This window comes from Micromonospora globbae (assembly GCF_003610785.1).
In the GTDB taxonomy this organism is placed as follows: Bacteria; Actinomycetota; Actinomycetes; order Mycobacteriales; family Micromonosporaceae; genus Micromonospora; species Micromonospora globbae.
Genome location: NZ_RAQQ01000001.1, coordinates 447,156 through 470,022, shown reverse-complemented (window position 1 = coordinate 470,022; position 22,867 = coordinate 447,156). Strand labels below are relative to the sequence as shown.

Sequence of the window (22,867 nt, the reverse complement as noted above, 5' to 3'; positions counted from 1 at the left end):
CCCGCCCGACACGCGGTGATCATGACGTTAGCGGGGACGAAGGGGACAGAAGGGCCCGGTAACCTCATGATCACCGGGCCGAGGCGGGCCGAGGCGGGCCGAGCGGGGTGAGCGGGGTGAGCGGGGCGAGCTGGGCCGGGGCCGACCGGGCCGAGTCGGGCGAGGCCGGCGGGGCCTGGCTGGGCGGGGGCCTGGCTGGGCCGGGGCCTGGCCGGGCCGGGCGGGAGCTGGCCCGGGGCAGCGGCCGGGCCGGCCGGGGGTGGGGTGGGCGGGGTGGTCGGGGCCGGCCGGGCGGCGTTCGCGCCTGTCCCGTCGGCCTCTTTTCCCATCGTGTGACGGGGTTTAGTGTGGGGACGGGGGAGGGCAACCCCCGTCCCCACCGTTGCTGCACACGCACGGGCGGAATGGGCGTCCTGCCGTGCGTGTCGCGCGGGAGCCGGGCCACGCGAGTGGCTTTCGGATCCACCTCCCTCCGTTGTGGCGGGCGAGGCTGGCGGCGGCGTCCGGGCTGGCGCACCGTCAGCCTTCGGGCTGGTCCCCGGCCGTCGGGTCAGGACGGTCCGGCGATCTTGTTGTTGCACCGCTGTCGATGGAAGCGCTCCCATCGACGATGCTTGCGACTGTAACGCCCGTCACCCGTTTGCAAAAGACCCCGAACGAGATCGAAACATCCCGATCGCATGCTTGTCGTGGGAGCGCTTCCATGACAGACTGTCGTCCCAGCGCGAACGAGGAGCCAGCTCGCGCGCACGCGGGTCGCCGAAGGGCAGCCGGCACGACCGGCTCGGTCGAACGCACGCACCCGGAGGGCGCCCGCAGGGCAAGTCCCTCCGCTACCCCGGCCCGGGCCCGGGGCGACCACCCACTCCCGGGCGCCGTGGAACGCCGCACGCCACCACCCACCGCGGCACGGCGCCTCGCCGGGGCGAACGCCCCGGCCTGGTCCGAGGAGACACCGCGCATGAGACACCCGGCACAACGCCGCCGGCTCGCGATGATCGTCGCCGCCGTGCTGGCCGTGGGCGGGGCCACCGTGCCCGCCGGCGCCGCCCAGGCCGCGCCCGCCTGCGACGTGGTCTACGCGACCAACGACTGGAACACCGGCTTCACCGCCAACGTGACCATCCGCAACCTCGGCGACCCGATCAACGGTTGGACGCTGCGGTTCGCCTTCCCGGGCGACCAGCGGGTCACCCAGGGCTGGTCGGCGCGGTGGAGCCAGAGCGGCAACCAGGTCACCGCCACCAACGAGGCCTGGAACGGCAGCCTCGGCACCGGGGCGAGCACGACCATCGGCTTCAACGGCTCCCACACCGGCAGCAACCCCGCGCCGACCTCGTTCTCGGTCAACGGCGTGACCTGCGGCGGGGCCGCGCAGCAGCCGCCGACGGTCGCGCTGGACGTGCCGGCCGGGCCGTTCGAGGCCCCCGCCGACGTGCCGCTCACCGCGACGGCCAGCGACCCGGACGGCACCATCAGCAAGGTCGAGTTCTACCGCAACGGCCTGCTCGTCAACACCGACACCACGGCGCCGTACGCCTACACGCTGGAGGATCTGCCGGCCGGCTCGTACACCGTGCAGGCCAAGGCGTACGACAACGCCAACCTCACGGCCACCGCCGAGCGCTCCTTCACGGTGACCCCGGCGACCGGGCCGGTCCTGGTCGCCACGCCGTCCGCGGTCAGCGTCTCCGAGGGCGGCAGCGCCACGGTCAACCTGAAGCTCAGCGCCGCGCCGAGCGGCAACGTGCCGGTCACCCTGACCCGGTCGGGGGACACCGACATCACCGTCTCGCCGGGCACCGTGACGCTGACCCCCACCAACTGGAACACCGGCGTCACGGTGACCGTCGCCGCGGCCGAGGACGCGGACACCGTCGGCGGGACGGCCACCATCACGGCGTCCGCCACCGGGTACGCCCCGCTCGCGATCACGGCGACCGAGGTCGACAACGACAGCCCGGGCGGCGACAACGCGTACGTGAAGCGGTTCCTCGACCAGTACGGCAAGATCAAGAATTCGGGTTACTTCAGCCCCGAGGGCGTGCCGTACCACTCGATCGAGACGCTCATCGTCGAGGCGCCCGACCACGGGCACGAGACGACCTCCGAGGCGTTCAGCTTCTGGCTGTGGCTGGAGGCCCAGTACGGGCGGGTGACCCAGAACTGGGCGCCGTTCAACAACGCCTGGACGGTCATGGAGAAGTACATCATCCCGTCGCACGCCGACCAGCCCACGGCCGGCGCGCCCGGCACGCCGCAGTACGCCGCCGAGCACGACCAGCCGAACCAGTACCCGTCCCGGCTGGAGCCGTCGGTGCCCGTGGGTCAGGACCCGCTGCGCGCCGAGCTGCAGTCCACCTACGGCACCGGCGACATCTACGGCATGCACTGGCTGCTCGACGTGGACAACGTGTACGGCTACGGCCGGTGCGGCGACGGCACCAGCCGGCCGGCGTACATCAACACCTTCCAGCGCGGCACCCAGGAGTCGGTGTGGGAGACGGTGCCCCAGCCGTCCTGCGACACCTTCGCCCACGGTGGACGGTACGGCTACCTGGACCTGTTCGTCTCCGAGTCGAACGCCCCGGCCAAGCAGTGGAAGTACACCAACGCGCCGGACGCCGACGCCCGGGCCGTGCAGGCCGCGTACTGGGCGCTGACCTGGGCCAAGGCGCAGGGCCGGCAGGCCGACGTGGCGGCCACCGTCGCCAAGGCCGCCCGGATGGGCGACTACCTGCGGTACGCGATGTTCGACAAGTACTTCAAGAAGATCGGCAACTGCGTGGGGGCCAGCACCTGCCCGGCGGGCACCGGCCGGGACTCCGCGCACTACCTGCTGTCCTGGTACTACGCCTGGGGTGGCGCCTACGACACCAGCCAGAACTGGTCCTGGCGGATCGGTTCCAGCCACAACCACTTCGGCTACCAGAACCCGTTCGCGGCCTGGGCGCTCACCAACACTCCCGAACTGCGGCCGCAGTCGCCGACGGCGGTGTCCGACTGGACGAAGAGCCTCGAACGGCAGCTCGAGTTCTACACCTGGTTGCAGTCGGCCGAGGGCGGCATCGCCGGCGGGGCCACCAACAGCTGGGGCGGCCACTACGGCCAGCCGCCGGCCGGCACGTCCACGTTCTACGGCATGTACTACGATGTCGACCCGGTCTACAACGACCCGCCGTCCAACCAGTGGTTCGGCATGCAGGCCTGGTCGATGCAGCGGGTCGCCGAGCTGTACCTGCAGACCGGCAACGCCCGCGCCAAGGCGCTGCTGGACAAGTGGGTGCCGTGGGCCATCGCCAACACCACGCTCGGCACGAACTGGTCGATCCCGTCGGACCTGCGCTGGACCGGCCAGCCGGCCACCTGGAACCCGACCAGCCCCCAGCCGAACACCAACCTGCACGTCGAGGTGATCAGCACCGGCCGCGACGTCGGCATCGCCGCGGCGTACGCGCGGACCCTCATCGCGTACGCGGCCAAGTCCGGCAACGCGGCGGCGAAGGACACCGCCAAGGGGCTGCTCGACGCGCTGCACGCCGCCAGCGACGCCAAGGGCGTGGCGACGCCGGAGAAGCGGGGCGACTACCGGCGCTTCGACGACGTCTACGACGCCGCCACCGGGCAGGGTCTGTACGTCCCGCCGGGCTGGACCGGGACGATGCCCAACGGTGACGCCATCGCGGCGGGCAAGAGCTTCGTCGACATCCGCTCGTTCTACAAGCGCGACCCGGACTGGCCGAAGGTGCAGGCGTACCTCGACGGCGGACCGGAGCCGGAGTTCACGTACCACCGGTTCTGGGCGCAGGCGGACGTGGCGATGGCGTACGCCGACTACGGCAACCTCTTCCCCAACGGCTGACCCTGTCCCCGGGGTGGGCGTCGCGCCCACCCCGGAGTCGCCGGGCCCGGAGGGCACGCCGGGCCGGGCGACGGACGGCCCGGCACCCCACGGCCGGGCCGGGGTGGGCCGGCCATCCGGCCGACGCGGCGGATCGGCCGGCCCATCCACTCCGCGGGGGCGGATCCGGCGTGAAAACGGGCTGAAAAAAGGGCCGTCGCGGGATCACGTGGCGGGCCGGGACGGAGTAACGTACCTGACCGAGAGAGGCCGCTCCCCCCGTGGTGGCCTCTCTCCTTTATGTCGGCCCCGGCTGCGGGGCCACCGGCGCGACCGGGTGCCGCAGCCCCGGGTGACCGGCCGGCAGCGACCGGCGCACCACGACCCAGCTCACCGCCAGCGCGGCGGCCACCAACGGCCAGGTCAGCGCCACCCGGGCCACCACCAGCGCGACCACCTGACCGCCGAGGTAGAGGGGCACGAACACCGCCAGACGCAGCACGTACGTGGCCGTCCAGATCCAGCTGCCCCGCCCGTACGCCCGCAGCAGCGCCGGATCCCGCCGCCACCGGCCCCGTTGCCCGAGCGCCGCGCCGACCACGACCCCGAGCAGCGGCCAACGCAGCACCACGCTGACCGCCCAGGCGAGCGCGCTCGCCGCGTTGGACAGCAGTTGGAGCAGGAAGAAGTCGGTGGCCCGGCCGGTGCGCAGCGCGATCAGCGCGGCCACGCAGACCGCCAGCAGACCGATCAGCACCGAGCGCGGCCGGTCGCCCCGGCGCAGGCGCCACAGCGCCACCCCGCTGGCGGTCACCACGGCGGCGAGGACCCCGGCCCAGAGCGACTCGTCGCCGAGCAGCCAGCCGGCGGCGAACGCCACCGGCGGCAGGGTGGCGTCGATCGCGCCGCGCCGGCCGCCGAGCAGGTCGGCGAGCGACTCCGCCGGGGGCGCGGCCGGTCCGGCCGCGTCGGCCCGCCGATCGTCCCCGGCGGGAGCCGCCGAGGTACGCGCGTCGTGCTCCGGTGTGCCAGTCACCGTCCCTCCTCACGTCCGTCCCAACCTATCCGTCCCCGGGCCCGCGGACCCGCCCCCGGGCGGGTCCGCGGGCCCGGGGAGGCCTCCCGCCGGTCGCCGCGGACCGCTCGCTAACGTGGGCGCGTGCGCGCGACGGCGAGGGGTTGGACGGTGGTCTGGCTGGTCGTGTTCACGCTCGTCCAGGTGGCCGCGTTCGTCGTCCTGTGGCGGGTGGCGGTCCACACCGGGCTCGGCCAGTGGATCGACACGGTGGCGTTGACGGGCAACCGGATCGGGCGGGACCGGATCGACGAGCCGGTCGACCGCATCCTCAACGCCATGTCGGTGGTCTCCCTGCTCGCCGCCACCGCCGTGATCGGCTTCATCGCGCTCATGCGCGGGCGGATCGCCCTGGCGATCACCGCGACGCTGCTCATCGCCGGCGCCAACGTGAGCACCCAGCTGCTCAAGCACGGCCTGTCCCGCCCCGACCTCGGCATCGACCTGACGCGCGTCTACGCCGGCAACAGCCTGCCGAGCGGCCACGCCACGGTGGCGGCGTCGGTGGCCGTGGCGCTCGTGCTCGTGCTGCCGGCGAAGGTGCGCGCGTTCGGCGCGTTCCTGGGCGCCGGCTACGCGGCCGTCGCCGGTGTGGCCACCCTGTCCGCCGGCTGGCACCGGCCCAGCGACGCGGCGGCGGCCTTCCTCGTGGTGGGGATCTGGGCGGCGCTGGCCGGGATGGTGCTGCTGATCAGCCAGCGGGAGCGGGCGCGCGCCTCCGACGCCCACCGGGTCGCCGCCACGGTCCTCGGCGTCGCCGGCCTGATCGGCCTGGCGATCTGCGGGCTCGCGCTGGGCTGGTTGGTCGACCTGCGCGGCGTCGACCCGGAGGAGCTGGGACGCCGGGCGCTGTTCGTCGGCTACGCGGGCAGCGCCGCGGGCATCGCCGGCACGATGGCCGTGGTCATGGCGCTGGTCCTCGCCGTGGTGCACCGGCTCGTGCCCCGGCACCCGGGCTGACCGTTCAGCGGGAGAACCTGCCGACCATGGTGCCGCTGGCGACCTCGTGACCGGCCACCGCCCGGTGCACGTCGTCGGCCTGCGGCGCGGCGGGAAGCTCCAGCGGCCCGTCGAGCGCGTACAGGCGGAAGAAGTACCGGTGCGGGTCGTCGCCGCGCGGTGGCTGGGGACCGCCCCAGCCGACGTCGCCGAACCCGTTGGGCCACTCCCGGGCGCCCTCGGGCACCGCGCCCTCGGCCAGCCCGCCGGAGACCGGCCGGATGCCGGTGACCAGCCAGTGCAGGAACGGCGTACGCCCCGCGTCCGGGTCCTCGACCAGGAGCAGCAGTTCGGTGGCCCCGTCGGGCACCTGGGACCACTCCAGCGGCGGGGAGATGTTGCCGCCCTCCCGGGAGAAGCGAGCCGGCAGCAGGTCGTGGTCGTTGAACGCGCTGCTGCGCATCATGATCCCGGCCATGGTGGCGTCCCCCTCACTCGCGTGCGCCACCGCGTACCCGTCGGGCCGGTGCCGAAACGGCCGGGCCGCCCGTGAGAGGGTACGGGCGACGGCGACGGAGGGGAGAAGGCATGGACACGGTGCGGGAGGCGTTCCGGGACGAGTGCGCCCGCCTGGGCGACGTGCTGCGCGGCCTGTCCGAGGCGGACCTGGACCGCCCGACCGACTGCCGGCCGTGGCGCGTACGGGAGCTGCTCGCCCACGTCCGCACCGGCGTCGGCCGGCTCGCCGGCATGCTGGCCGCGCCCGCTCCGCCGCGGGCCGAGGTGGACGCGGCCGGCTACTTCGGCGCGGCGAAGTTCACCCCGGAGGTCGACGCGGCACGTGTCGACAGCGGCCGGCGGGAGGCCCGGGAGCTCGACGGCCCGGCCCTGGTCGCGGACTTCGACCGGGCGTGGCGGGCCACCGACGCGGCGGTCGCCGCGGCGCCACCCGACCGGGTGGTCCGCACCCGGCACGGCGACGCGATGAGTCTCACCGAGTTCCTGCGTACGCGGGTCGTGGAGGTCGGCGTGCACGGGCTGGACCTCGCCGCGGCGCTGGACCGCGAACCGTGGCTCACCCCGACCGCGGCGCGGGTGGTGGCCGAGCTGCTGACCGGTGGGCGGCCGGTCCCGCCCGAGCTGGGCTGGGACCGGCTCACGCTCATCCGCAAGACCACCGGCCGGTCGCCGCTCACCGACCGGGAGCGGTCGGTCGCCGAGGCGTCCGGCTTCCGCTGGCTCTCCTTCGCCGCCTGACGGACGATCAGGAGGCGGTGCGGGGGGTGGGGATGTGCGGGGCCGCGCGGCGCAGGTGCTCCAGCACCACCGGGTCGATGCGCCCCGGCACGAGTCGCTCCTCCAGGTTCTCCATCCCTGCCCAGGAGACCAGCGCCTCCTCCGGGCCGGCCGGCCCCACCGGGTGGCCGAGCGCGGCCAGCAGCGTGCCGACCTCGGCGGCGACCGCGCCGGTGAGGTCGAGCAGCGTGGCCGGGTCGGGCCGGGTGAACAGCAGTGTGTGGACCGCGAGCAGCCGGTCGAGCTCGGTGACCGGGTTCGGGTGGTCGTCGACGCGGAGGTCCACCACGACGTCGCTGTTGCCGCCGTACCCTCCGCCGCGCTGCACCACCAGCAGCCCGGCGCTCTGCCGGCCGCGCCGGTCCCCGCCGGCCTCGTCGCCGGCACGCAGCGCGGCGAGCAGACGCCGCGGGAACGGCAGCGCCGGGCCGGCCAGCCAGGCGTCCCGCATCGCGTCGATCACCTGCGGGCCGACCAGGATGTTGCCCTGCGCGGCCCAGCCCTCCCCGGCCTGGCCGCCGGCCCAGTCGTGGCACTTCGCGCCGGTGAACGTGGCCCCGGGCCCGGTGGCGGCGACCACGCCCAGCTGGCGGTGGTCCCGCTCGCCGTCGGCGGCCACGAGACCCGCCACCACGTCGGCGGCCGGCACGCCGGTGCGCAGCATGGTCAGCCCCTGCGGCCGGTAGGCGAGGTTGGCGCTGGCCTGGGTGGCCAGCGCCCCGACGTCGGCCTCGGCGGCCGGCACGAGGGCGCCGGCGGCGAGGAACTTGCTCGCGACGGCCACGCCGTGCAGTCGGCCGTCGTCCGAGCGGGCCACGATCGAGAAGGTCACCGGCAGAGAGTAGCCGGGGAGCGGCCCGGGTGTCGTACCCCCGCGAAGGCGGGTCAGAACGGCGGCGCGGCCGCCTCCGGTGGGCGGCCGTGTGCGCGGCGGGCGTCCGCCACCGCCACGGCCGCCAGCACCACGACCGCCGTGGTACTCGCCACGAGCGCCGCGGCGTGCACCAGCAGCGGTGTCGCCGCCAGCAGCACGAGGACGGCGATCCACCGCGACGGCGACACCCGGCCGAACACCTCGAACTCGAACCTGGCCCGCCCGGCCAGGAAGAGGACCGGCCCGCCGATGACCATGGCCAGCCACGCCACCGGCGGGTGCTCCATCGGGTGGCTGATGACCAGTTCGTAGCCGATCGCCACGGCGGTCAGCCCGACCACCATCACGAGGTGGGTGTCCGCCGCCGACCGGCCGATGTTCGCCGGATGCCGTGCCTTGCCGACGGCCTCGCCGAGGATCTGCCCGGCTCGCTGGATGTAGATCCGCCACAGCAGGATCGACGTCGCGAGCGCGAGCGCGAACGCGGCGGGATGGCCCTCCGCGTACGGCCCCGTGCTGTAGGCGAGGCCGGCGACCAGGATCGTCTCGCCGAGCGCCACGAGGAAGAACTGCTGGTAGCGGTCCGCCAGGTGCTCACCCGCGATGTCCCAGCGGGAGATGGTGGAACGGCCGAGCCCGGGCACCGGCCAGCCGAAGCGGGCGGCGAGGTACTCGACCGACAGGGCGGCCGTCCAGAGCACCACCTTCGGGTTGGTGGGCAGCAGCGCGCCGGTGATCCAGAGCACCCCGGTCGCGGCGAAGACGATCGTCATCCGCAGTTTGAGGCGGCGGTACCGGTGCGGGCCGAGGGCGACGAGCAGGATCAGCGGCCGGGACACCTGGGCGATCACGTACGCCGAGGCGAACATCAGCCCGGTCGCCGTGAACGCCCGAGGGATGGCCACACCCATCACCATGCTCGCGACCAGCGCGGTGATGATGATGCTCTGCACGCCGGCGTGGCGCGGGTCGTACCGGCTGGTGACCCAGGCGGTGCCCTGCCAGACCGACCAGAGCCCGAGGAGGAGCAGCAGCGTCTTGCCCCCGCCGGTCACGGCGCTCCACCCGTGCGCGGTGCCCTCGTCGACGGCGAGATCCTCGAATGCGCGGGCCGAGATCCGGGTCAGCGCGAAGACGTAGACCAGGTCGAAGAAGAGCTCCAGGAAGGTGGCCTGTCCCGGGTTGTCGGTGGCCATCGCCGGGCGGATCCTCCCGCCGGTGGCCATGGTCAGCCAGGTCCGTCCACGATTCGCTCCATTCCGCAGTCGTAGCACCGCCGGTGCGCCCGTCCGTCGGCAACCGGAAAACCCGGGCCGTCTCCGCACCGGACCCGGATCTTGCCCAGGAGCGTAGTTACCGGGCAGTATCGACCGATGACGACGCGATGGGGCATGACGGTGCCGCTGGGCGGGGTCTCCCTCGCCGACCACGCCGCGGTCTACGCGGCCCTGGAGCGGGCCGGCTTCACCGACCTCTGGTCCTCCGAGGTGGCCGGGGCCGACGCGTTCACCCCGCTGACGCTCGCCGCGACCTGGCAACCCCGGATGCGCCTCGGCACCGCCGTGGTGCCGGTCTACACGCGCGGTCCGGGTCTGCTCGCCATGAGCGCCGCGGCGCTGGCCGAGGTGGCGCCCAACCGGTTCGCACTGGGCATCGGCGCCTCGTCGCCGGTCGTGGTGGGCGACTGGAACGCCGTGCCGTACGACGAGCCGTTCCGCCGTACCCGCGACGTGCTGCGGTTCCTGCGCGCCGCGCTGGCCGGGGAGACGGTCGACGGCGCCTTCGACACCTTCGCCGTGCGCCGGTTCGCCCTGGAACGCCCGCCCGCCGCGCCGCCGCCGGTCATGCTCGCCGCGCTGCGCCCCGGCATGCTGCGGCTGGCCGGCGCCGAGGCCGACGGGGTCATCCTCAACTGGCTGGCGGCCGGCGACGTGCCCCGGGCCCTGGCCGAGGTGGGCGAGCGTCGCGCCGGGTTCGACGTCGTCGCCCGGATCTTCGTCTGCCCCACCGAGGACGCCGCGCACGCCCGGGCCCTGGGCCGCCGACTCATCACCAGCTACCTCACCGTTCCGGCGTACGCCGCGTTCCACCGCTGGCTCGGGCGCGGGGACGCGCTCGCGCCGATGTGGAAGGCGTGGGCGGACGGGGACCGCCGCGGCGCGCTCGCGGCCGTGCCGGACGAGGTGGTCGACGCGCTGGTGCTGCACGGCTCGCCCGAGCAGGTCCGGGAACAGGTGCGCCGGTACGCCGACGCCGGCGTCGACGTGCCGGTGCTGGCGCTGCTGCCCACACCCGAGCTGAGCGCGGCCGGCCCGGAGGCGCTCGCGGCGCTCATCGCCCGGCTCGGACCGACCGGGCAGGAGCACTGACGTGAACCTCACCGACCGGATCGTGGTGGTCACCGGCGGGGCCGGCGGCATCGGATCGGCGCTGGCCCGCCGGTTCGCCGCCGAGGGCGCCGCCGCCGTCGTGGTGGCCGACCTGGAGGCCGACGCGGCCCACGCCGTCGCCGACGGCATCGGCCCGGTCGCGCATCCCGCGACCGTGGACGTCACCGACGAGGACCAGGTCCGGTCCCTCGTCGCCGACACCGAGCGGCGGTACGGGCGGATCGATCTGTTCTGCGCCAACGCGGGCGTCACCACGGGCGGCGGCATCGAGGTCGACGACGCGGCCTGGGACCGCGCCTGGCGGGTGAACGTGCTCGCCCACGTCTACGCCGCGCGGGCGGTGCTGCCGGGGATGCTCGCCCGCGGCGGCGGCCACCTGCTGCACACGTGCTCGGCGGCGGGCGTGCTCACCGCCGTCGGCGACGCGGCGTACACGGCCACGAAGCACGCGGCGGTGGGTTTCGCCGAGTGGCTGTCGATCACCTACCGGGACCGGGGCATCCGGGTGAGCGCGCTCTGCCCCCAGGGCGTGGACACGCCGATGCTCGCCGACGGGCTGGCCGCCGGGCACCTGGGGGCGCGGGTGATCGCCGCCTCCGGGGCGATCCTCACCGCCGACCAGGTGGCCGAGGCCGCCGTGGCCGGGCTGGCCGAGGAGCGCTTCCTGATCCTGCCGCACCCGGAGGTCGCCGCGTACGCGAGGCGCCGGGCCGAGGACCCCGACGGCTGGCAGGCCGGGCTGCGCAAGCTCGTCCGCCGCCTCACGACCTGACCGTCCCGCCGCCGCGGAGGTGGCCCGGCCGGGATGCCGCGTCGTGCCGCGTCGTGTGAGCGGGCCGGGGCCGCGGTCACAGGTACCGCTGCCGCCACTGGCTCGCGGCCGCCTCCAACGCGTCCTGTTCCTGCTGGATGAGGTCGCGTACCCGGCGGCGGACACCCCGCTTGGCCGCCAACTGGACGACGGCCGTCGCCACGGTGACCACGGCGAGCATGGCCAACCCGATCAGCGCGGGAAACTGGCCGGCGACCGGTATCAACACCACCAGCAGCGCGCCGGACGTGGCGAGGACGACGTCGACTCGACCGGACACCCGCAGCTCGACGGCGACGAGCGCCAGCAGGTACAGGACGACCCCGCCCAGGAGGATGACGACGTCCAGCCCGCCGACGGCGCTGTGCGCGGTGGCCTCCGGCCGGTTGATGATCCCGCCGAGCAGTCGCTCCAGGCCGAGCGCGAACAGGATGACGCCGATGACCAGCGGAAGGTGCAGGTAGGTGTAGACGTCCCGGGCGGCGGGGATGCGCTCCGGCCCCCGCACCCCGTGCAGGATCTGCTCCACCCGCGACGCGAGGACGTCGAAGTAGAGCCACCACAGGGCGGCGATCACCGCGATGCCGAGCATGGCCGCCACGACGACGGAGGCGCTGATCGGCCGCCCGTTGCGGTTCGTCGCTCCCACGCCGAGGGCGAGGACCGACTCGCCCAGGGCGATCAGCACGATCAGGGCGTGCCGCTCCGCCCAGTGCCCCATCGACCGCAGCCGCCAGCCGGTGCGGCCGAGCAGCAGACCGACCGCGTACTCGACCAGCAGCGCCAGTGCCCAGCACCCGATGCGTACGTTGTCGGCGACGTCGCTGGTGAACAGCCGCTGCGGCACGATCGCGCCGACGACGATCAGGGCGACGCCGAGCACCATCGGCACCGCGAGGACCAGCGAGCGCAGCCTCGGTCCCCGCTGCGCCGGCACGGTGCTCCACAGCGCGGCGATCAGGATCACCCACATCAGCGTGTAGGCGCAGGCGAAGACGAAGAGGCCGTCGAAGCTCCCGGGATTCTTCCGGAACGCCGTGTCGGTCGACAGGGCGAGGACGAACACGGCCGCCATGACGCCGAACCCCAGCAGCGGCATGACGCCCTGGTCGGCGCGGAGGATGTTGCCGAGCGCGGCGAAGCCGCTCCAGCACCACCACAGCAGGGACAGGACGAGCAGGGCCTCCACCAGTCCCTGCACGCTGAAATCAGCCTCCGTCAACGAGCTGACGTTCAGGAACGCGAACACGAACACCAGGTCGTAGAACAGCTCCAGCCGGGTCACGCGGGAACCGGGTGCGCCGAGATTCAGTGCGCGCGACGGCAGCTTCGTCCTCACATCGGCAGTGTGTCAGCAACCGATCACGCCGGTGCCGGCTACGCGTCGAACCGGCACCGGCGGCGACCGCCGGGTCGCGTCCGGCCGGAGCGGTCGGGGACGGGCCACCGTCACAGCGCGGCGGGCGCGGCGGCGGCCGGTGCGCGCAGGCGGGCGGTGTCCTGGCTGGGCGGCGCGCCGAACTGCCGGCGGTACTCGCGGCTGAACTGTGAGGGGCTCTCGTAGCCGACGCGACGGCTGACCCCGGTGACGTCGCTGGGATTCGTGGCGAGCAGCAGCCGGGCCTCCTGCAACCGGATCTGCTTCTGGAACTGGATCGGGCTCATCGCGGTGACCGCCTGGAAGTTGCGGTAGAAGGCGGACACGCTCATGCCGGACCGGCGGGCCACGTCCTCGACCCGGAAGGACTGCGTGTAGTGGTCGCGGATCCACTGCACGGCTCGCGCGACGTGCGAGAGGCTGCTGTCGGCGAGGCCGAGCTGGCGGACGACGGCGCCCTGCTCACCGGTGATGAGCCGCCACAGGATCTCCCGTTTGACCAGGGGCGCCAGCACCGTGGCGTCGCGCGGGTGGTCGAGCAGGCGTAGCAGGCGGACGACCGCGTCGAGCAGCTCGTCCGGCGCGTCGCTCACGGCCATGCTGGACGGGGTGCCGCCGCCGACGGGCGGCAGGTCTCCGGGGGCCGCCTGGAGCAGGAGCTCGGCCACGGCGGCGGGGCGCAGGATCATGCCGAAGCCCAGCGCCGGCCGCTCGGGGGTGGCCTCGGTGAAGTGGCCGGTGACCGGCAGGTCCACCGACGCGATGAGGTACTGCCCGGCGCGGTACTCGTAGACGCGGTCGCCCAGCGCGAGCCGCTTCGCGCCCTGCGCGATGACCGCGAGCACCGTGCCGGACATCGACGACGACGGGGGAGTCGACTCCTCGACCCGGGAGACGAGAACGTCGTCGATGGCCGTGGTCGCGTCGGGCCGGGCATGGCGGATGACCAGGTCACGCAGTTCGTCGAGACTCACGACCCGATTGAAGCACCATCCGATGGTCCCGACAATGAGAGGATCAGGCAAGAGTTCGAGACGATCTTTCTAACGTTTTCCCTGGTGGCCCTGTTTCGATTGGGTGGTCGATATCCCACGGCAACTCATCGAGAGGGAGACAGCCAATCATGGTCGTCAACCATGGCTTCCACGCCACCGTGACCGCCCGGCCGGGCCGGGGCGACGAGGCGGTCGCGCTTCTGCTCGACGCGCCCTCCCTGCCGCACCCGGACTGCGTCGTGTTCCTGGTCGGCCGCTCGGCCAGCGACCCGGACGTCGTCCACGTGACCGAGGGCTGGACCAGCCAGGAAGCCCACCAGGCGTTCTTCGCCACCGAGGCGGCGCAGGCGTTCGTCGCCCGGCTCCAGCCGCTGCTGGTCGGCGAGTCGCAGTACACCGACGAGGTGCCCGCCGGTGGCAAGGCCGATTTCTGAGACCGCCCCGCAGCAAGGAAGGACCCACCGTGACGTTGGCACGACCCGACCTCGACCCCGAGCTGCGCGCGCTGCTGGCCGACATGCCGTTCGTGCCCCGGCTCGACATGGAGGTGTTCGCGCAGATCCGCCCGCTCGCGTCGGGGCCCGTCGACGCACTGCTCGACGGCCGTGCCGTCGAACGGCGCGAGGTCACCATCACCGCCCCCGACGGCGGGCAGATCCCACTGTCGATCCTCCGCCCCGCCGCGGCCACCACCGCCACCGCGCCGTGCGTCTACTGGATCCACGGCGGGGGAATGGTCATGGGGGACCGCTACTCGCAGCTCGACATCCCGTTGGAGTGGCTGGACCTGTTCGGCGCCGTGGTGGTCTCGGTGGACTACCGGCTGGCGCCGGAGGTCACCGGGACGACCCTCGTGGACGACTGCTACCACGGTCTGCTCTGGACCGCCGAGCACGCCGCCGACCTGGGCATCGACCCGGCCCGCCTCGTCGTGGCGGGCGCGAGCGCCGGCGGGGGCCTCGCCGCCGGGGTCACCCTGATGGCGCGCGACCGCGGCACCCCGGCGATCGCCGCCCAGGTGCTCATCGGCCCCATGCTCGACCACCGCAACCGCACCGTCTCCAGCCGCCAGTACTCCGGCGAACCCGGCGTCTGGACCCGGGAGATGAACGAGTTCGGCTGGCGCTCGGTGCTCGGCGATCTCGCCGGGGAGGACGTGCCCGCGTACGTGTCTCCCGCGCTCGCCGACGACCTCTCCGGCCTGCCCACCACGTACGTCGACGCGGGCTCGGCCGAGGTCTTCCGCGACGAGGACGTCGACTTCGCCAGCCGGATCTGGGCGGCCGGCGGCCAGGCCGAACTCCACGTCTGGGCCGGCGGCTTCCACGGATTCGACGCCCTCTACCCGCGGGTGCCGGTCTCGGCCGCGGCCCGACGCACGCGCAACGACTGGCTCGCCCGGGTGCTCCACACGACTGCCCAGCCACACACGAACGGAAGGAAGGGCTGACCATGCGGGTCGCCATCGTCACCGGCGCCAGCTCCGGCATCGGACAGAGCGCCGCCATCCAGGTCGCCAAGCGCGGAACCGGGGTGATCCTCACCTACAACGGCAACGAGTCGGGGGCGCTGGACACGGTCGCGGCGATCGAGAAGGACGGCGGCACGGCCGTCGCGCTCCGGCTGGACGTCGGCCGATCGGAGACCTTCCCGGCCTTCCGCGACTCGGTGACCGCCGCCCTGCGCCACACCTGGCAGCGCGACACGTTCGACCACCTCGTCAACAACGCCGGCTACGGCCAGATGGCCATGTTCGAGGACACCACCGAGGAGATGTTCGACGGGCTGCTGCGGGTCCTGCTCAAGGGCCCGTACTTCCTGACCCAGACGCTGCTGCCGCTCCTGGCCGACGGCGGCGCCATCGTGAACGTCGCCAGCAACTCGGCACTGTTCGCCGGCATGGAACCCGGATACTCGGCCTACGGCACCATGAAGGGCGGGCTGGTGGTGCTGACCCGCTACATGGCCAAGGAGTTCAGCGTCCGCGGCATCCGGGTCAACTCGGTGTCCCCGGGCTCCACCCGCACCCGGATCGCCGACGACGCCTTCGCGCGCTTCCCCGAGGTGATCCCCGGCCTCGCCGCGAGGACCGCCCTCGGACGGCTCGGCGAGCCGGACGACATCGGGCTGGCCATCGCCGCCCTGCTCGGCGAGGAGGGCCGCTGGATCACCGCGCAGGACATCGAGGTCTCCGGCGGGTACAACCTGTAGCGCCGAGGGCCGGTCCGCGCCGCGGACAGCCGGCCACGGTCCCGGCCACCGCGTGACGGCGGCCGGGACCGTGGTCACGGCCGTGTCGACCGCGGCGGGCGCGGCGCCGCTACGCTGCCGTACGCACCGACGCCCCGCCCCGGGGACTCACGCGGCCCCTCACCGGGAGGCTGTCCACACATGACGACGCCGGTCACCGCCCACACCCGGGCCGTCCGCGACGGTCTGAACGACACGCCCGTACCCCTCGTCGACGCCGTGCCGCTCCTACCGCGTACGGCCGGCCTCTACGCGTGGTGGGCGGAACCCGGCGTGCTTCCCGACCTGCCCGGCCCACCCAACGACGCCGACCCGGATGTCCGCCTCCTGTACCTGGGGATCGCGACCAGCCTCCGCACCAGGGTCGTGCGCAACCACCTGGCGCGCTCGGGGAGTTCCACCCTGCGCCGGACGCTCGCCGGCCTGCTCCTGCCGACCGAACGCTACCGGACGACCTGGACCGACCGGGTTGTCCTCGTGCCCGAGGACGAGGATCGTCTCACCGCCTGGATGCGGGCCAACCTGCGGCTGACCTGGTTCGCGTGCGAGCAGCCCCGGCAGCACGAGACCGCACTGATCACGAGCCTCCGACCACCGCTGAACGTCGACGGCGCGCGGCCGGGCGAGGTGCGCGACCTGGTGAAGGCCGCGAAAGCGGCCTACGCGGCGAGCGCCGGCCCGCGACCTGCCGCCTCCTGAACGGACGCTCGCGGTCGCGCCCGCCGGCTGGGCCACGTCCCCGCCCGTCCCGGCTCGGGCGCGGGCGGCCGCGTCCCGTCCTCGATGTCGTGGTACCCCATGCGGTTGAAGGCCTTCACGACCCGTCGAGCTCATGGTCAGCCGGCCGCAGCGACGCCGGCTACGGGCCACACCCGACGCGGAGGACGCCGCCGCGGGGGAGGGGTGAGACCACCGTCGGCGGCACCACCTCCTGAGCGCAGAGTCAGTTGCCGACCAGGAGATCGCCGAGCGGCGTACGCCGGTAGAGGACGGAACGGCCGGCGCGGGCGGCGTCCAGGAGGCCGGCGCGCCGCAGCGCGCGCAGGTGGTCGCCGACCGAGCCGGTCGGCACGCCGATCGACCGGGCGAGCTGGGTGGTGCTCGCCGGTTCGCGGAGGGCGACCAGGACGCGGGCCCGGGACCGGCCGATGAGCTCCTCCAGCGCGGCCGACGGCCGGGCGGGATTCCCCGTCCACCATTCGGCGATGCCCCGGGCCGGGTAGATGATGCAGCGCGGCCACGGGTCGTCGGTGTGCGCGGCGAGGCCGGGCCAGACGAAGACCGACGGGATGAAGGTCATTCCGGTGCCGCCGGCCGTCACGGTGGTGTCGCGCATCCGGGTCACCTCGATGGCGCCGTCGTGCCAGCGGACCCTCCGGTGGAGGCCGTCGAGCGCCGCCGCCCAGCCGTGCCGGGCCAGCAGGCCGGAGCGGTAGACGATGTCGCGTTCGCAGATCGCCCGGAGGTGCGGCCAGTCGGGAGCGAGCAGGGCGTCCCACGCGCGCCGCAGTGCCTCGGCGAGGCGGGCGGTCACGTCGGGCGCGTCGAGGATCTCCCGCACCGACGGGTCGGCGGGCGGCCGGGCGGCGAGGCTCGCCGTGATCTCCGACCGTGCCACGTCCAGCGGCGCCGCGCGGACGGCGGCGAGGTCGTCGTCGATGGTCTGGAGGGCGCCGCGGGTCGGGGGTGGCGCCACGAAGCCGGCGCCGCCGCGCGAGTGGTGCAGCGCCAGCAGCGCGCGTACGGCCGGATCGGCCCGGCGCAGCCGCTCGAAGGCCGGCCGCAGCCGGGCGACGAGCTGCTCCGGTCGTCCGCGGTCGATCCGGTCGAGGACGCGCAGCAGGCTGGCGAGTTCGAAGCCCGGCGACAGCGCGAACCGGCTGTGCAGCAGGTCGTCCGCGCCGACGAGGTAGCGGAGCACAGCCCGATGTTACGGCCGTACCCGTAACGTTGGCGTGCCCGCTCCCTCCCGCCGCAGGCTTCCGACATGGCGACGGTGGAAGCTCCCGCGGCCTACCGCGACGTGTGGGCGGTGCCCGCGTTCCGGGTGGTGTTCGTCAGCCGCGTGGTCGCGGTCGCGGCGGACATGCTGCGGATCGTGGCGCTGTCGGTCCTCGTGTTCACCGCCAGCGGGTCGGCGTGGCTGGCCGCGCTCACGTACGGCGTCGGGTTCCTGCCCCAGGTGGTGGGCGGGCTGCTGCTCGGGTCGCTCGCCGACCGGATGCGGCCCCGGCCGCTGATCGTCGCGGGCTACCTGGCCGAGTGCGCGGCCGCCGTCGCGCTGGCGGCGCTGCCGCTGCCCGCGTGGCTGTGCCTCACGGTGGTCGCGATCGTCGCGGCGGGCACACCCGTGTTCGGCGGCGCGGCCAACCGGGTCGTCGCCGACGTGCTGACCGGCGACGCGTTCGTGCTCGGCCGCTCGCTGATCGGCATGGCGGCCGGCGGCGCCCAACTGCTCGGTCTCGCCTGCGGCGGTGTCGCGGTCGCCACGCTCGGCGCCCGGCACGCGCTGTTCGCCTGCGCCGCCTGCCACCTCGGCGCGGCGCTGCTCGTACGCAGGGGCCTCCCGGACCTGCCGGCACCGCCGGCCGCCGGCGTCTCGGCCGTACGCCAGAGCTGGTCGACCGTCGCGGGCCTCCTGTCCGACCCGGTGGTACGCCGGCTGCTTCTCGTCCAGTGGCTGCCGTGCGCGTTCGTGGTCGGGGCGGAGGCGCTGCTCGTCGCGTACGCGGGGGAGCGCGGGTTCCCGCCGGCGGCGTTCGGCGCGCTGCTGGCGTGCTCGCCGCTGGGCATGCTGGCCGGCCAGTTCGTCGTCGGCCGGCTGGTCCGGCCCGCCGTACGCCGGCGCCTCGTGGCGCCGCTGATCCTCGTGCTCGGCGTGCCGCCGGTCCTCCTCGCACTCGACCCGCCGCTGCTGGCCTGTGCCGCGGCCATGGCCACCAGCGGGGTCGGCTTCGCCTACTCGCTCGGGGTGCAGCGCCCGTTCCTCGACGCGGTGCCCGGGCGGGTCCGCGGGCAGGCGTTCGGTCTGCTGTCGACCGGGCTCATGACGTTCCAGGGGCTCGGGCCGGCGCTCTTCGGGGGGCTGGCGCAGGCGACGACCGTCCACGCGGCGATCGCCCTCGCGGGCGCCGCCACGGCGGCCACGGCGGTGCTCGTGCCCCGCCGGCCGGCTGACGGCGCCGGTCAGCGGCGCCACCGCAGCGGGCCGGGATGGACCGGCCACAGCAGGCGGCGGATCCGGGAACGGGTGGCGCGCAGGGCGTCCACGTAGGACCGGGCGACGACGGTGGCCCGCGCGGCCTGCTTTCCGGTGGCGGTGCCGGGGGCGAACGCGACCTGGTTGAGCAGGTCGGCCAGCTCCTCCACGCCGACGCCCGCGCCGGCGTCGGCGGGGCTGGGTGCGTCGTCCGGGTGCGGGACGGCGGCGGTGGCCGTTCCCGGTGCGCCCTGCCCGACGGCGCCGGCGGCCGGGTCGGTGGTGGCCAGGTCGTGGCCGGTGGACGGCACGGCGCGGCGGGCGCGGGCGGCCCGGCCGGTGGTGGCCGCGTCGCGGCCGGTGGACAGGACGGCGCGGCGGGCGCGCGCGGCCACCTCGGTGGCGGCCAGGTCGGGGCCGACGGGATGGCCGGCCAGCCGGAGCGCGTCGGTGACCTCCCGCCAGGCGCCGGCGATGCGCTGGGCGGGGTCGCCCCGATCGAGTCGGGCGCGGGTCAGCGCGCGGCGCATCGACAGCAGGGTGAGCAGCACCGCACCGACCAGCAGCAGCAGTCCACCGGTGCCGCCGCCCACCAGCACCGGGGTGGACAGCCCGCCCGCGTCGGCCGGCCCGCCCGCCGCCGCCTCCGGCTCGGGCGACGCGGTCGGTTCGAGGGTGGGCTCGGGCGCCTCCGACGGCGGCGGGTCGTCCGGCGCCGGGCGGAAGTCCTCCTCCACCGGCCGGGGCTCCTGGTCGGGCCGGGGCAGCGGGTGGAAGGGCACCCAACCCAGCCCGTCGAAGAGCACCTCCGGCCAGGCGAACGCGTCCCCGGCGGTCACCGGACCGTCCCCCGTGGACTCGAAGCCGACCACCACGCGGGTCGGCAGGCCGGTCAGCCGGCCGAGGACGGCGAACGCGGCGGCGAACTGCTCCGACGTGCCGCGCTGCCCGCCGCCGTTGCGGGGACCGAAGAGGAAGAACGCCAGGTTCGGGTACGCGTGCCCGCTCGGCGCGTCCGCCACCAGCCGGTAGTGCTCGGCGAGGAACTGCTCGATGGCCGCGGCCCGGGCGTACGGGGCGCCGTTCTCCTCGGCGAGTTGGGCGGCCAGCCGCTGGAGGGGCTCGGGCGCACCGTCGGCCACCCGCAGCACGCGGGCCACCGAGTCCCCGGCCGGCACGTTCGCCGTGGTGAGCAGGTTCGAGTCGACGTGCTCCCGCTCCGAGGTGACCGTGTACCGCAGCCCCGGCGCCAACCCCTCGGGCCGGATCAGCGTCCCGGTCTCCCGGTCGTACGCCACCCGGGCACCGCTGACCTCGCGCGGCGTGGCCACGGCGGGCAGCAGCCGCCCGGTCAGCTCGGCGACGGTGATCTCCTGGTGCACGGTCTCGACGGTGCTGCCCGGCGACGGGACGGCGGCCGGCAGGATCCGCCCCGCGTTGCGGTACGTGGCGCCGACCCGCCAGGTGACCCCGTCGTAGTCGCTGAGCACCGCCAGCCGGATCCGCAGCGGTTCGCGGGCCGGTGGGCCGCCGGTCGCCGCGCCGTCGACCGGTCCGTCGCCGTCGACGGGTCCCCGCGCCGGTACGTCGCCCGTTGACGGGCCGGCGCCGGGCCGGTCGGTGCGCACCTCCAGCAGCTTCTGCTCGGGGTGCAGGGCCCATCCCGAGATCCGGATCAGCGGGTTCTCGTCCAGCGTCTCCACCTGCGGCGGCTCGACGTACCGGCGCGGGTCGACGGGCCGGCCGTCCACGCGTGCCACGACGGCCGGCCCGACGACGGCGACCAGGCCGACCACGACGGCCATCCCGAACGCCGCGCCGGCGGCCAGCCGCACCCGGACGGCCGCGCGCACGCCCGGCGCGAGCCCGGCGACCGGGTCGGCCGGATCCCGGGCGGGGCGGGCGGTGGCCGCCAGCCCGGCGACCGCGACGGCCACGAAGACCACCGTGGGCCAGAGCGCCGGCTCCGCGTTCGGGCCCACCACGTAGAGCGCGCCCGCGTACAGCAGCACCGGTGGCAGGTAGCCGGCCAGCACCCGGCCGGCCCGCAGCGCCACCTCGGCGGCCGTCAACCCGGCCAGCCAGGCGGCGACCACCGGCACCAGCACGGTGTCCGGGGCGGGCTCCACCGGGATCATCGCGGTGAGCAGCCGGGGGATGCCGTTGCGCGCGGCGTCCGCGGCCACCCCGGCCAGCGTGCCCGGCACGTCGGCGTGCGCGGCGGCCAGCCGCAGCGACCACGCCGTCCAACCCGCCAGCGCCAGCACCGAGACCGGGGCGACCAGCCAGGACGGCAGCCGCCGGGCGGCCAGGCTCACCAGCACCGAGCCGACCGCGGCGCCCGCCACGAGCCGGGGCAGCAGCGGACCGGCGTACACCCGACCGAGCACCACCCCGGCCAGCGCCGTCATCACCACCAGCGCCAGCGGCACGGCCGCCGCCCGCAGCACGCCGGCGACACGCCCGCGCCCGGCCGCCGCGCCGTCCGGCTCGGCCGGCGGTCGTCCCTCGCGCACGGTCACCACCGCCTGACCCCGTCCCACTCGGCGGCGAACCCGGCCCCGTCGGCCGCGTCGATGACCACCAGGCCGGCCGCGCCGGGCGGCGTCGGCTCGGCCGCGCCGAACACCGCGACCACCACCGAGGGGTACGTGCCGCGCAGCGCCCCGACGTGCCCGAGGTCGCCCCGGCCGCCCGGACCGGTGAGGAAGACCAGCGTGTCGCCGAACCGGTCCCGGCGCAGCCGGGTCGCGGTCGCGCGCAGCGGGTCGCCCGGGTCGGCGGCCGAGCGGGCCGCGACGAGTTGGGCCTCCGCGAGCCGGTCCAGCGGCCCGGCGGGGGAGTCATCGGCGGACGCGCCGCCCGTCTCCCGGCGGCGGCCGGCACGCCACCCCGACCACCGGCGGGCGAGCCGGCCCGCGCGAACTTCCTCGCCGACCTCGGGACCGGTGACCTCGGGCGGCGGCCGGTCGGTCGCCCCGGCCGAGGGCGCCACGAGCAGGAGGGTGACGGGCAGGTCCGCCCGGTGGGCCGCGGTCACGACGCTGGCGGCAGCCTCGCACGCGGCCTCGAACGACGGGGACGTCCCGCCGCTGCCGTCGGGGTGGGCGGCGGCCCGGTTGTCCAGCAGCACCACGATCCGGGGCAGGCTGGTGTCCACGTTCTCCCGCACCATGAGTTCGCCCACGCGGGCGCTGGTGCGCCAGTGCACCCGGCGCAGCTCGTCGCCCACGACGTACTCCCGCAACGAGTCGAACGTGATCGACCCGTGCGGCACGGCGTCGACCCGGCCGTCGAGGCTGCGCCCGGCCCCGGTCGGCACCGCGGCGAGCGGATGCACGCGCGGGTGCACCCAGACCGGCACCGTCGGCCCGTACGCGCGGGCCAACGCCACCAGCCCCAGCGGGTCGCGGCGGGTCACCCGCAGCGGACCGACCCGCACCACGCCGCGGCGGACGGTCGGCACGTCGTACCGGACGGTGGTGTCCCGGCCCGGTCGCAGCCGCAGCAGCGGCACGGGCACGGCCTGATCGCCGCAGCGGTCCTCGGCGAGCAGGTTCGCCGCCCGCAGCCGCCCGGTGTTGCGGACGGTCAGCGTCATGCTGGCCGGCTCACCGCGCGCCACCCGGTCCGGGTCGGCGAGGCGGGTGACCGTGAGGCGGGGCCGCCACGCCGCGACCAGGGCGGCGTAGCCGACCGCCGTGCCGGCCGCCACGCCCAGCAGCGTCAGCTCCGGGTACGCGAAGCGGACGCCGGTGCCGACCAGCACGACGGCGGCGACGAGCAGCCCGACGCCCCGGGCGGTGATCCCCATTCCGG

General features: G+C 75.0%; 19 protein-coding genes. 10 read left to right on the top strand and 9 right to left on the bottom strand.

Annotation, left to right across the window (positions count from 1 at the left end):
- Positions 1–961: 961 nt before the first annotated feature.
- Entirely contained in the window at positions 962–3,862 is a 2,901-nt protein-coding gene (locus D7I43_RS02045) for a glycoside hydrolase family 48 protein (protein WP_120326597.1), read from the top strand.
- A gap of 277 nt (positions 3,863–4,139) precedes the next feature.
- Here D7I43_RS02045 and D7I43_RS02040 read toward each other — a convergent pair whose 3' ends face one another.
- Entirely contained in the window at positions 4,140–4,766 is a 627-nt protein-coding gene (locus D7I43_RS02040) for a DUF3159 domain-containing protein (protein WP_240032765.1), read from the bottom strand.
- Positions 4,767–5,000: 234 nt separating this feature from the next.
- On the opposite strand from D7I43_RS02040, the gene D7I43_RS02035 reads away from it, so the two are divergent.
- The gene (locus D7I43_RS02035; protein WP_120326595.1) at positions 5,001–5,876 is read left to right on the top strand and encodes a phosphatase PAP2 family protein; all 876 of its coding nucleotides are present in this window, start codon (positions 5,001–5,003) and stop codon (positions 5,874–5,876) included.
- Positions 5,877–5,880: 4 nt separating this feature from the next.
- On the opposite strand, the gene D7I43_RS02030 is transcribed toward D7I43_RS02035, so the two are convergent.
- Positions 5,881–6,363 (bottom strand): YbhB/YbcL family Raf kinase inhibitor-like protein, encoded by a 483-nt coding sequence (locus tag D7I43_RS02030; protein ID WP_204985125.1) that lies wholly within the window; start codon positions 6,361–6,363, stop codon positions 5,881–5,883.
- Positions 6,364–6,443: 80 nt separating this feature from the next.
- Here D7I43_RS02030 and D7I43_RS02025 point away from each other — a divergent pair, with 80 nt between their 5' ends.
- The gene (locus D7I43_RS02025; protein ID WP_120326594.1) at positions 6,444–7,112 is read left to right on the top strand and encodes a maleylpyruvate isomerase N-terminal domain-containing protein; all 669 of its coding nucleotides are present in this window, start codon (positions 6,444–6,446) and stop codon (positions 7,110–7,112) included.
- Positions 7,113–7,119: 7 nt separating this feature from the next.
- Here the strand turns inward: D7I43_RS02025 and D7I43_RS02020 are convergent, their stop codons facing one another.
- Together D7I43_RS02020 and D7I43_RS02015 are read right to left on the bottom strand one after the other, a co-directional pair.
- Positions 7,120–7,983 (bottom strand): DUF1028 domain-containing protein, encoded by an 864-nt coding sequence (locus D7I43_RS02020; protein WP_120326593.1) that lies wholly within the window; start codon positions 7,981–7,983, stop codon positions 7,120–7,122.
- A gap of 53 nt (positions 7,984–8,036) precedes the next feature.
- Positions 8,037–9,221, bottom strand: a complete 1,185-nt coding sequence (locus D7I43_RS02015; protein WP_240032746.1) for a low temperature requirement protein A — start codon at positions 9,219–9,221, stop codon at positions 8,037–8,039.
- Positions 9,222–9,416: 195 nt separating this feature from the next.
- Between D7I43_RS02015 and D7I43_RS02010 the strand changes: the two genes are divergently transcribed.
- Positions 9,417–10,394, top strand: coding sequence for an LLM class F420-dependent oxidoreductase (locus D7I43_RS02010; protein ID WP_120326591.1), 978 nt, complete (start codon positions 9,417–9,419; stop codon positions 10,392–10,394).
- Position 10,395: 1 nt separating this feature from the next.
- Positions 10,396–11,187: an SDR family oxidoreductase gene (locus D7I43_RS02005; RefSeq protein ID WP_120326590.1), complete on the top strand. Its 792-nt coding sequence runs from the start codon at positions 10,396–10,398 to the stop codon at positions 11,185–11,187.
- A 76-nt stretch (positions 11,188–11,263) separates the two neighbouring features.
- Here D7I43_RS02005 and D7I43_RS02000 read toward each other — a convergent pair whose 3' ends face one another.
- Complete coding sequence (locus D7I43_RS02000; protein WP_120326589.1) at positions 11,264–12,565, bottom strand: low temperature requirement protein A; 1,302 nt, start codon at positions 12,563–12,565, stop codon at positions 11,264–11,266.
- 110 nt (positions 12,566–12,675) lie between these two features.
- On the bottom strand, positions 12,676–13,578 hold the full coding sequence (locus D7I43_RS01995) for an AraC family transcriptional regulator (protein WP_120326588.1): 903 nt from the start codon (positions 13,576–13,578) through the stop codon (positions 12,676–12,678).
- A 149-nt stretch (positions 13,579–13,727) separates the two neighbouring features.
- Between D7I43_RS01995 and D7I43_RS01990 the strand changes: the two genes are divergently transcribed.
- The 4 genes from D7I43_RS01990 to D7I43_RS01975 all read left to right on the top strand — a co-directional run bounded on the left by D7I43_RS01990 (position 13,728) and on the right by D7I43_RS01975 (position 16,548).
- Positions 13,728–14,033 carry a putative quinol monooxygenase gene (locus D7I43_RS01990; RefSeq protein ID WP_120326587.1) on the top strand — a complete coding sequence of 102 codons (306 nt, stop codon included), beginning with the start codon at positions 13,728–13,730 and terminating at the stop codon, positions 14,031–14,033.
- Positions 14,034–14,062: 29 nt separating this feature from the next.
- Positions 14,063–15,049: an alpha/beta hydrolase gene (locus D7I43_RS01985; protein WP_120326586.1), complete on the top strand. Its 987-nt coding sequence runs from the start codon at positions 14,063–14,065 to the stop codon at positions 15,047–15,049.
- Positions 15,050–15,051: 2 nt separating this feature from the next.
- Entirely contained in the window at positions 15,052–15,810 is a 759-nt protein-coding gene (locus D7I43_RS01980; RefSeq protein WP_120326585.1) for an SDR family NAD(P)-dependent oxidoreductase, read from the top strand.
- Positions 15,811–15,990: 180 nt separating this feature from the next.
- Positions 15,991–16,548: a GIY-YIG nuclease family protein gene (locus D7I43_RS01975; protein ID WP_120326584.1), complete on the top strand. Its 558-nt coding sequence runs from the start codon at positions 15,991–15,993 to the stop codon at positions 16,546–16,548.
- Positions 16,549–16,792: 244 nt separating this feature from the next.
- Here D7I43_RS01975 and D7I43_RS34005 read toward each other — a convergent pair whose 3' ends face one another.
- Positions 16,793–17,770, bottom strand: coding sequence for a DUF5937 family protein (locus D7I43_RS34005; protein WP_120326583.1), 978 nt, complete (start codon positions 17,768–17,770; stop codon positions 16,793–16,795).
- 66 nt (positions 17,771–17,836) lie between these two features.
- On the opposite strand from D7I43_RS34005, the gene D7I43_RS01960 reads away from it, so the two are divergent.
- Positions 17,837–19,123 (top strand): MFS transporter, encoded by a 1,287-nt coding sequence (locus D7I43_RS01960; protein ID WP_120326582.1) that lies wholly within the window; start codon positions 17,837–17,839, stop codon positions 19,121–19,123.
- On the opposite strand, the gene D7I43_RS01955 is transcribed toward D7I43_RS01960, so the two are convergent.
- Both D7I43_RS01955 and D7I43_RS01950 read right to left on the bottom strand, forming a co-directional pair.
- Entirely contained in the window at positions 19,036–21,564 is a 2,529-nt protein-coding gene (locus tag D7I43_RS01955; protein WP_420870177.1) for a transglutaminaseTgpA domain-containing protein, read from the bottom strand. The two genes, D7I43_RS01960 and D7I43_RS01955, sit on opposite strands and share 88 nt — an antisense overlap.
- A 2-nt stretch (positions 21,565–21,566) precedes the next feature.
- A complete protein-coding gene (locus D7I43_RS01950; protein WP_120326709.1) occupies positions 21,567–22,862 on the bottom strand; it encodes a DUF58 domain-containing protein in 1,296 nt (431 codons plus the stop codon).
- Between the last annotated feature and the right edge of the window lie 5 nt (positions 22,863–22,867).